This is a genomic window from Enterobacter cloacae complex sp. I3, assembly GCF_014896175.1.
GTDB classification, from domain to species: Bacteria; Pseudomonadota; Gammaproteobacteria; order Enterobacterales; family Enterobacteriaceae; genus Enterobacter; species Enterobacter bugandensis.
Genome location: NZ_JADBQZ010000031.1, coordinates 23,209 through 31,732 on the forward strand (window position 1 = coordinate 23,209; position 8,524 = coordinate 31,732).

The following is an 8,524-nucleotide window of genomic DNA, read 5'->3' on the forward strand; positions in this document are numbered from 1 at the left end:
AATCAATCCGATAACGAATTCTCAATTTTTAAAAGTTTGGAGTTTCTATTATGAGCACTAACGAACGCATTCTTAGCCCCTTCACATTACCGAATGGCACTGAACTGAAAAACCGTTTGTTAATGGCCCCTATGACCACCTGTACCGGCTATTATGACGGCACCGTCACCAGCGAGCTGGTGGAGTACTATCGGGCCCGTTCCGGAAGCATTGGCACCATCATCGTGGAGTGCTGCTTCGTCGACGATCTCGGCCTCGCCTTCCCGGGCGCAATTGGTATTGATAACGACGAGAAAATCGCCGGGCTGGCGAAAATCGCCGAGGCCATTAAATCCAAAGGCTCTAAGGCCCTGCTGCAGATCTACCACGGTGGCCGCATGGTTGATCCGAAACTGATCGGTGGCCGTACCCCGGTTGGCCCAAGCGCCGTGGCCGCGCCGCGTGACGGTGCCGCAACGCCGGTTGCCCTGACCGCCGAAGAAGTGGAAGGCATGATCGGCAAGTTTGGTGAAGCCGTGCGCCGCGCCATCCAGGCCGGTTTTGACGGTGTGGAAATCCACGGGGCGAACACCTACCTGATTCAGCAGTTCTACTCTCCAAACTCTAACCAGCGCGACGACGAGTGGGGCGGCAGCCGCGACAACCGCGCGAAGTTCCCGCTGGCGGTGCTGGACATCACCCACAAAATGGTGCGCCAGTACGCGGACGACGCGTTTATTATTGGCTACCGCTTCTCCCCTGAAGAGCTGGAAGTGCCGGGCATCCGCTTTGAAGACACCATGTACCTGCTGGAAAAACTGGCGGCGCGCGGCGTGGACTACCTGCACTTCTCCGTCGGCGCGACCCTGCGTCCGTCCATTGTCGACACCCAGGACCCGACGCCGCTGATCGAAAAATATTGCGCGATGCGTTCTGAAACGCTGGCGCAGGTTCCGGTGATGGGCGTGGGCGGCGTGGTGAATGCGTCAGACGTGAATGAAGCGCTGGATCACGGTTACGACCTGATTGCCGTTGGCCGCGCCACTATTGCCTACCCGGACTGGACCGACCGCATCGCGACGGGTGAAAGCCTTGAGCTGTTTATGGACAGCACCAAACGCGAGGAACTGAGCATTCCTGAACCGCTGTGGCGCTTCTCGCTGGTGGAAGCGATGATCCGCGACATGAGCATGGGCGAATCGAAATTCAAACCGGGCATGTTCACCGAGAAGGTGCAGGACGACGCGAACGAGCTGGTGATTAACGTCAGTCTGGAAACCGACCGCATTGCGGACATCGAGCTGGCCTCTGGCCCGAGCGATGACGTTGAGTTCGTCACCAGCTTTGAAGAGATCCGTACCCGCATTCTGGACGCCAATACCCCGCACGTGGATGCCATCACCGGTGCAACCAGCCAGAGTGAAGCGGTGAAGAAAGCGGTCTCTAAAGCGATGCTGAAATCCAGCAAAGCGCTGGCAGCGGAAGAGGGCGTTGACCCGAACGAAACCCGCAGCGTGGACGTGGTGGTGGTCGGTAGCGGTGGCGCCGGTCTGGCGGCGGCGATTCAGGCTCACGACGAAGGCGCGAGCGTGCTGATTGTTGAGAAGATGCCGACCATCGGCGGGAACACCATTAAAGCCTCTGCCGGTATGAATGCCGCCGAAACCCGCTTCCAGCGCGTGAAGGGCATTCAGGACAGCAAAGAGCTGTTCTACCAGGAAAGCCTGAAAGGCGGCGGCAACAAGAACAACCCTGAACTGCTGCGCCGCTTTGTCGAGAACGCGCCGCAGGCGATCGAGTGGCTGGCAACGCGCGGCATCATGCTGAACGACATCACCACCACCGGTGGGATGAGCATCGACCGTACTCACCGTCCAAAAGACGGCTCTGCGGTGGGGGGCTACCTGATCAGCGGCCTGGTGCGTAACGTCAACAAACGCAACATCGAGGTGATGCTGGATACCTCCGTCAGCGACATCATCTTCGAGAACGGTGAAGTGACCGGGGTTCGCCTGACCACTGAAGAGAACGAAACCGTCACCGTGGCAGCGAAAAGCGTGATCGTGGCGACGGGCGGCTTCAGCGCCAACAGCCAGATGGTCGTCAAATACCGTCCGGATCTGGAAGGGTTCGTCACCACCAACCACAAAGGGGCAACCGGCGGCGGCATCGCGCTGCTGGAGCGCATCGGGGCGGGCACCGTGGATATGGGAGAAATCCAAATTCACCCAACCGTTGAGCAGAACACCTCGTACCTGATTTCCGAATCCATCCGCGGGGGCGGGGCGATTCTGGTCAACCAGAAAGGGGAGCGCTTCTACAACGAAATGTCGACCCGCGATAAAGTCTCGGCGTCAATCATCGCGCTGCCGGAGAAATACGCGTACATCGTCTTTGACGAGCACGTACGTGCCAAGAACAAAGCCGCGGATGAGTATATTGCGAAAGGCTTCGTGACCAGCGCCAGCTCGCCAAAAGCGCTGGCGGAAGCGCTCGGTATGGATCACCACGCTTTCCTCGCGACCCTGGAACGTTACAACGGTTTCGTTGAAAAACAGCACGATGACGATTTTGGTCGTACCACCGCGCTGCGTGCGCCTATCAACGAAGGGCCTTTCTACGCTATTCAGATTGCGCCAGGCGTGCACCACACCATGGGCGGTGTGACCATCAACACCGAAACCTGCGTGCTGGACAGCAACCACAACGTGCTGCCGGGGGCGTTTGCGGCGGGTGAAGTGGTCGGGGGGATCCACGGCGGCAACCGTATCGGCGGTAACGCGGTGGCGGATATCATTATTTTTGGTACCCTTGCAGGACATCAGGCGGCGATGCGCTCAAAAAGAACGTAAGGCTCCTGTCTCCCCGGCGGCGCGGTGCCTGCCGGGGCTACATCTGAGGACACATGCAATGCCTGATAGCCATCGCGTTTACAGCTACTCCGCCGTTCTGATGGGCTCGCCCATTCTCCTGAAGCTCTTCTCCCATGATGAAGCCCTCGCGTCCCGCGTTTTCCGCCTGATCAAACAGTACGAAGATCTCCTCACCGTTAACCGCGCGCATTCCCAGGTGATGGACATCAACCATGCGGCGGGCCAGCATCCGGTTGCCGTCAGTCGTCCGGTGTTTGAACTGATCCGCTGTGCCAAAGCGGCAAGCCTGCTAAAAGACAGCGCGTTTAACCTGGCGATCGGCCCGCTGGTGAAGCGCTGGAAGATTGGCTTTCAGGGAGACAGCGTTCCGCCTGCCGATGACATTGCGTCCCTGCTGGCGATAACCCGGCCCGAGGAGGTCATCCTTGATGAGGCGCAGACCAGCGTGTTTCTGACCAGATCGGGGATGGAGATTGATCTGGGGGCCATCGCCAAAGGCTATATCGCCGACCGGGTGCGGGACTACCTGCGCAAAGAGGGCGCTGAGCTGGGGCTGATCAACCTCGGCGGAAACATCCAGACGTTAGGCTCGCCGGAAGGGGGCTGGAGCGTGGGGCTAAAAAAACCGTTCGCCGGTGACGCGCTGATCGGTGCGATGACGGTGGAGAACCTCTCCGTGGTGACCTCGGGAACGTACGAGCGCTACTTCGAGCAGAACGGCAAGCGCTATCACCATATTCTCGATCCGCGCACCGGGTATCCGCTCGACAACGAGCTGGAGAGCGTCACTATCATTTCAAAAGACTCCATTGACGGCGACATCTGGACCACGCTGATGTACGGCATGGGGGTAGAAAAGGGCTGTGCCGCCCTGCGTGCGCGCCCCGATATTGAAGCTATCTTTGTGACCAAAACAAAAGAAGTGGTGATCTCCTCGATGCACCACTTCCGTTTTACCCTTCTGGACGAGAGCTACCGCGTTATTGGCAGTACTGTTTGAGCAGCCCGATCTGTTCCGGCTGTAAGCGGTAGCGATACACCGGCCGCCCGGTGGCGCCGTAGTGAATGCTGGTGAACAGAATGTTGATCTGCGCAAGCCAAATCAGGTACTTACGGCAGGAGACGCGGGAGATATTGACAGCGTTAGCCAGATCGTCGGTGGAAAATTCCGTCTCCGGGTGGCCATCAATCCACTGGCAAATCGTGCGCAGCGTTTGCGGCGTTAACCCCTTCGGCAATTTTTTAGTGTCCGCCAGCTCCGGCGCGCCGCCGTGGATCAGCCTGTCGACGTCCGCCTGCTCGTAATACTGGTGCGAGCCCATCAGGCTGTGTTTTGCCTTCCAGCCGTTCAGCGCCTCTTCAAAGCGCGGGAACTGGAACGGCTTTATCAGATAATCCACCACGCCGTAGTGGATGGAGGTCTGGATCGTGGCGGCATCGGCGGCCGAGGAGATCATTATCACATCAATCGGGCGGCCTGACGCGCGAATATCGGGCAGCAGATCCAGCCCGTTATCCTGCTGCATGTAGACGTCCAGCAGCACCAGATCGACAGGCTGGCTGGGGTTATTGATAAAGGCCCTGGCCTGATTGAGCGTGGAGGCGACGCCGCAGCAGCTGAAGCCTTCAACACGGTTGACGTACAGACGGTTGAGATCGGCTACCATGGCGTCATCATCGACAATTAATACATTTATCACGCGATATTCCTCTCGCTATCCCAGGGGATGTGAACAAAAAATTGGGTAAATACGCCAGGCTCAGACTCGACGGTAATATCGCCGCCCAGGTTCTGGATCTGCTGGCGAGCAAGGAACAGCCCAACGCCGCGGTTTTCACCTTTTGTTGAGAACCCTTTAGTAAAAATAGCCTCCAGCTGAGTGGGATCAATGCCGGGGCCGTCGTCGCTGACTTCGCAGCTGAGCCAGCCATTCTGATAATGCAGCAGCAGGCCAATCTCGCCTTCCTGCTGTCCTGCCATCGCGTCGAGCGCGTTTTCGATTAAGTTACCAAGGGCGGTGATCAGCACCGCAACCTGCTCTTCACTGGCGGTATCCGGTATCAGGCTTTCATCCGCCAGCGTCAGGGTGACGCCGGCCTCTTTCGCCCGGTTGATTTTACCCAGCAGGAATCCGGCAACGACCGGGGACTTTACCTTGCTCTGGATCGTGCCAATGTCCGTCTGGTAATTATGCGCCGTCTGGATGATGTACTCCTCCAGCTTGTCGTAACGCTTCATGTGCAGCAGGCCCAGGATCACATGCAGTTTATTCATAAACTCGTGCGTGTGGCTGCGCAGGGCGTCGACGTAGTTGACCATGCCATCAATACGCTGCATCAGCTGGCTGATTTCCGTTTTATCGCGGAAGGTGCTGATAGCCCCGATCACCCGATTCTGGCTTTTGACCGGCACCATGTTGCAGAGCAGCAGTCGTCCGTTGCAGCTGATCTCCTGATCCTGACGCGCAATCCCGGTTTTCGATACCTCACGCAGGCTTGCCAGCAGCGGCTCGCTGGTGTTTTCGGTCTGCTTGCCGGAGGGAAGAAGTAATATCTCTCTGGCAGCGTGGTTAATCATCGTCACGCGGCCGTGAATATCGACGGCCAGCACCCCTTCGCGAAGCGACTGCAGCATCGCCTGGCGCTGTTCGAACAGGGCGGAGATTTCATAGGGTTCGAGCCCGAAAAGAATGCGCTTCAGCACCCGTACCAGACCCCAAATCGCCATCGAGCTCATAAATATGCTGAATAAAATCGTCCAGAGCGCGTTGAGCCGCCCGCGGGCTATCTGGTCTTCCACCTTTTTGAGGGAGATCCCGACCACGACGACCCCGATCTGATCGTGCTGGCTGTCATAGACCGGCGTGAAAACGCGAAGCGCCTCGGCGAGAGCACCGCGGTTAACCGAGACATTCTCTTTGCCTTCCAGCGCGGGTTCCAGATCGTTGCCGATAAAATGCAGGCCGATGAGCGCCTCGTTCGGGTGCGAGTAGCGAATCCCCCGCATGTCGGTCACCACGGTAAGCAGCAGATCGTTACGTTGGGTAACGGCTTTGGCGATGGGCTGAATGATGTCGGCCTGCGGCGACTGCATCAGGCCGCGCTGGATCTCCGGGCTGTCGGCCAGCGTGCGGGCGATGCCCAGAGCGGTATCTTTTACATCATCGCGGGTCGCCCGGGTGATCTGCACGGAATAGAGCGCAAAAACTACCAGCAACACCGAGGCGATAATCGCGGACACCATCAACGTGACCAGCGTGTACAGTTTCATGGGGCGCTTGCGCGTCAGAGGGAAAGGCTGCAAATCGCTCATCAACACTCCGCGATGATTAAGAAAGGGAGTGATTATCGCTGATGATGGGCTTTTCTTAAAGCCATGTAAAAGCGTCGATTTACTCTTCTTTTCGTGACCCCACTCGCAGGTCATCTATATAAAACACTTTATAGTGTGTGGGTACTCATAATAAGGAGGCTGTTTATGAGCATTACGCTTACCGGTTCAGTCAAGGAAAGACGGCACGCCAGCACGATGAATATAGATAGATTGTCCACGCTGGACGTGCTGAAGGTTATCCACGAGGAAGATGCACGCATTTCTGCTGCTATAACCCCCTGCTTAACGACAATCGCCCGCGCGGTGGATAACGCCGCCTCGGCGCTTAACCACGGCGGCCGTCTGGTGATTGTCGGCGCGGGCCCGTCAGGCTGCATCGCACAACAGGCTGCAGATGAGTATGCGCCGGGGAAAACGCCGGTAATTGCCGTGACGGCAGAAGAGGGGGATGGGAGCTACGAGCGCGGGGTGGCTGATCTGCAGGCCATTAAATTTGGTGAGCACGATATGATGCTTGCCGTGACCGTCAGCGGAAAAACGCCGTGGGTCTGGGGGGCAATGCGGCATGCGTGGTCGTTGGGAGCGCCGGTTGCGGTCATCACCGGTGATGCACAAAGTGAAGCAGCACAGCTGGCAAGCATGGTAATTGCCCCAGAGCTTGGGGCTGATGTGGTTGCCGGGTATCGCAATACCAGGGCGGGGATCGCGCAAAAAATGATCCTCTCGATGATTACCACCGCGCTGGCCGTTCGCACCGGGCGCGTTTACAGCAACCTGCGCGTGGATCTTGAGGCAAGCAGTACCAAATGGGCCGAACGGCAGATCGCCATCGTGATGGAGGCGGGGGGATGCACCAGGGCGCAGGCAAAGGCCGCGCTGGAGAGCTGTAACCATCAATGTAAAACCGCGGTATTGATGGTGCTGACAGGCCTTGATGCGTGGAAAGCCCATGAGCTGCTGGCGCAGAATAACGGGTTTATCCGCGTGGCGCTGCAGGAAGCGCCGTAAAATAGTGCCCCTTGAAACAAAAAAGCCCGCAAATGCGGGCTTTAGTATTTTCAGGGATCAGAACTGGTAGATCATGCCGATGCCAACAATGTCATCGGTTGCAATACCGTTGTCATTGTAGAAGGCGTCATCTTCGTCCAGCAGGTTGATTTTATAATCAACGTAGGTGGAGAAGTTCTTGTTGAAGTTGTAGGTCATGCCCAGGTCGATGTAGTTAACCAGATCCTGGTCTACATAGTCATAGCCATTGCGTGGGTGATAATCGTTACCGCCCAGATCGATGCCTTTGGAATAGACCCACGCCAGGGATGGACGCAGACCGAAGTCAAACTGGTATTGCGCTACGGCTTCAAAGTTCTGCGTTTTGTTGGCGATGCCGTCGCTGCCGTACGGCGTCATGTTGCGGGTTTCCGCGTACATCATCGCCAGGTAGACGCCTTGAGCATCATATTTTGCGCCAACGGTCCATGCGTCTGCACGGTCACCGCCTGCGTATTTGCTGAAGCGGTTATAGTTGCCCGCGCCATAAGCAACCTGATCGTTGGTACGGTCAGAGGAAGAATACGCCGCACCCAGCGTCAGGCCGAAGTCGAAGTCATAGGTGGTAGACATACCGAAGCCGTCGCCGTTCTGGAAGCGTACGTCGTCGTGACCGTTTTTGGTGCCTTCCTGATCTTCGTTAGCGTTTGCGCCTTCGTTAGCACCCTGATACTGCAGCGCGAAGTTCAGGCCATCAACCAGACCGAAGAAATCATTATTACGGTAGGTCGCAACACCGTTGGTACGGCCAACCATATAGTTGTCAGTCCAGGTGTAGGAATCGCCACCAAATACCGGCAGCATATCGGTCCAGGCTTCAACGTCATACACGACGCCGTAATTACGGCCATAATCAAATGAACCGTATTCGCCATATTTCAGGCCCGCATAGGCCAGACGGTTGAAAGAGGTATCCCCGGCATCTTCGGTATCATTTGCGTAGGTTTTATATTCCCACTGACCGTAACCGACCAGATCGCGGGTAATCTGTGTTTCGCCTTTGAAACCAATCTGCACGTAGGTTTCGTCGCCGTCGTCGCCCGCGTTGTCGGAGAAGGTATGACGCGCGTCAACCTTGCCGTACAGGTCAACTTTATTGCCGTCTTTGTTATACATTTCAGCCGCGTTTGCCGCGCCAGCCATTAATAATGCGGGTACAAGAATTGCCAGAACTTTTCTTTTCATTATATATTCCCTTTAAAGATAATTTATATGAATATATGTAATCACCCTCCGTAATTACGTGTTTGATACTATTCTATGGCTCGTGAATTTGGTTCAGAAATAAATG

General features: G+C 56.7%; 6 protein-coding genes. 3 read left to right on the forward strand and 3 right to left on the reverse strand.

The window, feature by feature from the left end; genetic code table 11:
* Positions 1–50: 50 nt before the first annotated feature.
* A complete protein-coding gene (locus IM271_RS19855; RefSeq protein WP_192971740.1) occupies positions 51–2,831 on the forward strand; it encodes a flavocytochrome c in 2,781 nt (926 codons plus the stop codon).
* Positions 2,832–2,889: 58 nt separating this feature from the next.
* Entirely contained in the window at positions 2,890–3,852 is a 963-nt protein-coding gene (locus tag IM271_RS19860) for an FAD:protein FMN transferase (RefSeq protein WP_049136353.1), read from the forward strand.
* On the opposite strand, the gene dcuR is transcribed toward IM271_RS19860, so the two are convergent.
* Entirely contained in the window at positions 3,833–4,552 is a 720-nt protein-coding gene (gene dcuR, locus IM271_RS19865) for a two-component system response regulator DcuR (RefSeq protein ID WP_028013719.1), read from the reverse strand. The two genes, IM271_RS19860 and dcuR, sit on opposite strands and share 20 nt — an antisense overlap.
* Positions 4,549–6,165 carry a sensor histidine kinase gene (locus IM271_RS19870; protein WP_048956477.1) on the reverse strand — a complete coding sequence of 539 codons (1,617 nt, stop codon included), beginning with the start codon at positions 6,163–6,165 and terminating at the stop codon, positions 4,549–4,551. The genes dcuR and IM271_RS19870 overlap by 4 nt, the downstream gene beginning before the upstream one ends.
* A 165-nt stretch (positions 6,166–6,330) precedes the next feature.
* Here IM271_RS19870 and IM271_RS19875 point away from each other — a divergent pair, with 165 nt between their 5' ends.
* The gene (locus tag IM271_RS19875) at positions 6,331–7,194 is read left to right on the forward strand and encodes an N-acetylmuramic acid 6-phosphate etherase (protein ID WP_192987309.1); all 864 of its coding nucleotides are present in this window, start codon (positions 6,331–6,333) and stop codon (positions 7,192–7,194) included.
* A gap of 57 nt (positions 7,195–7,251) precedes the next feature.
* Here the strand turns inward: IM271_RS19875 and ompC are convergent, their stop codons facing one another.
* A complete protein-coding gene (gene ompC / locus IM271_RS19880; RefSeq protein WP_047367847.1) occupies positions 7,252–8,418 on the reverse strand; it encodes a porin OmpC in 1,167 nt (388 codons plus the stop codon).
* Positions 8,419–8,524: the final 106 nt, after the last annotated feature.

What these genes read in the sequence shown, in the direction of transcription:
- IM271_RS19855 (WP_192971740.1), top strand. Translation starts at nt 51, where the DNA reads ATGAGCACTAACGAACGCATTCTTAGCCCCTTCACATTACCGAATGGC.
- IM271_RS19870 (WP_048956477.1), bottom strand. Translation starts at nt 6,165, where the DNA reads ATGAGCGATTTGCAGCCTTTCCCTCTGACGCGCAAGCGCCCCATGAAA.
- ompC (WP_047367847.1), bottom strand. Translation starts at nt 8,418, where the DNA reads ATGAAAAGAAAAGTTCTGGCAATTCTTGTACCCGCATTATTAATGGCT.
- IM271_RS19875 (WP_192987309.1), top strand. Translation starts at nt 6,331, where the DNA reads ATGAGCATTACGCTTACCGGTTCAGTCAAGGAAAGACGGCACGCCAGC.
- IM271_RS19860 (WP_049136353.1), top strand. Translation starts at nt 2,890, where the DNA reads ATGCCTGATAGCCATCGCGTTTACAGCTACTCCGCCGTTCTGATGGGC.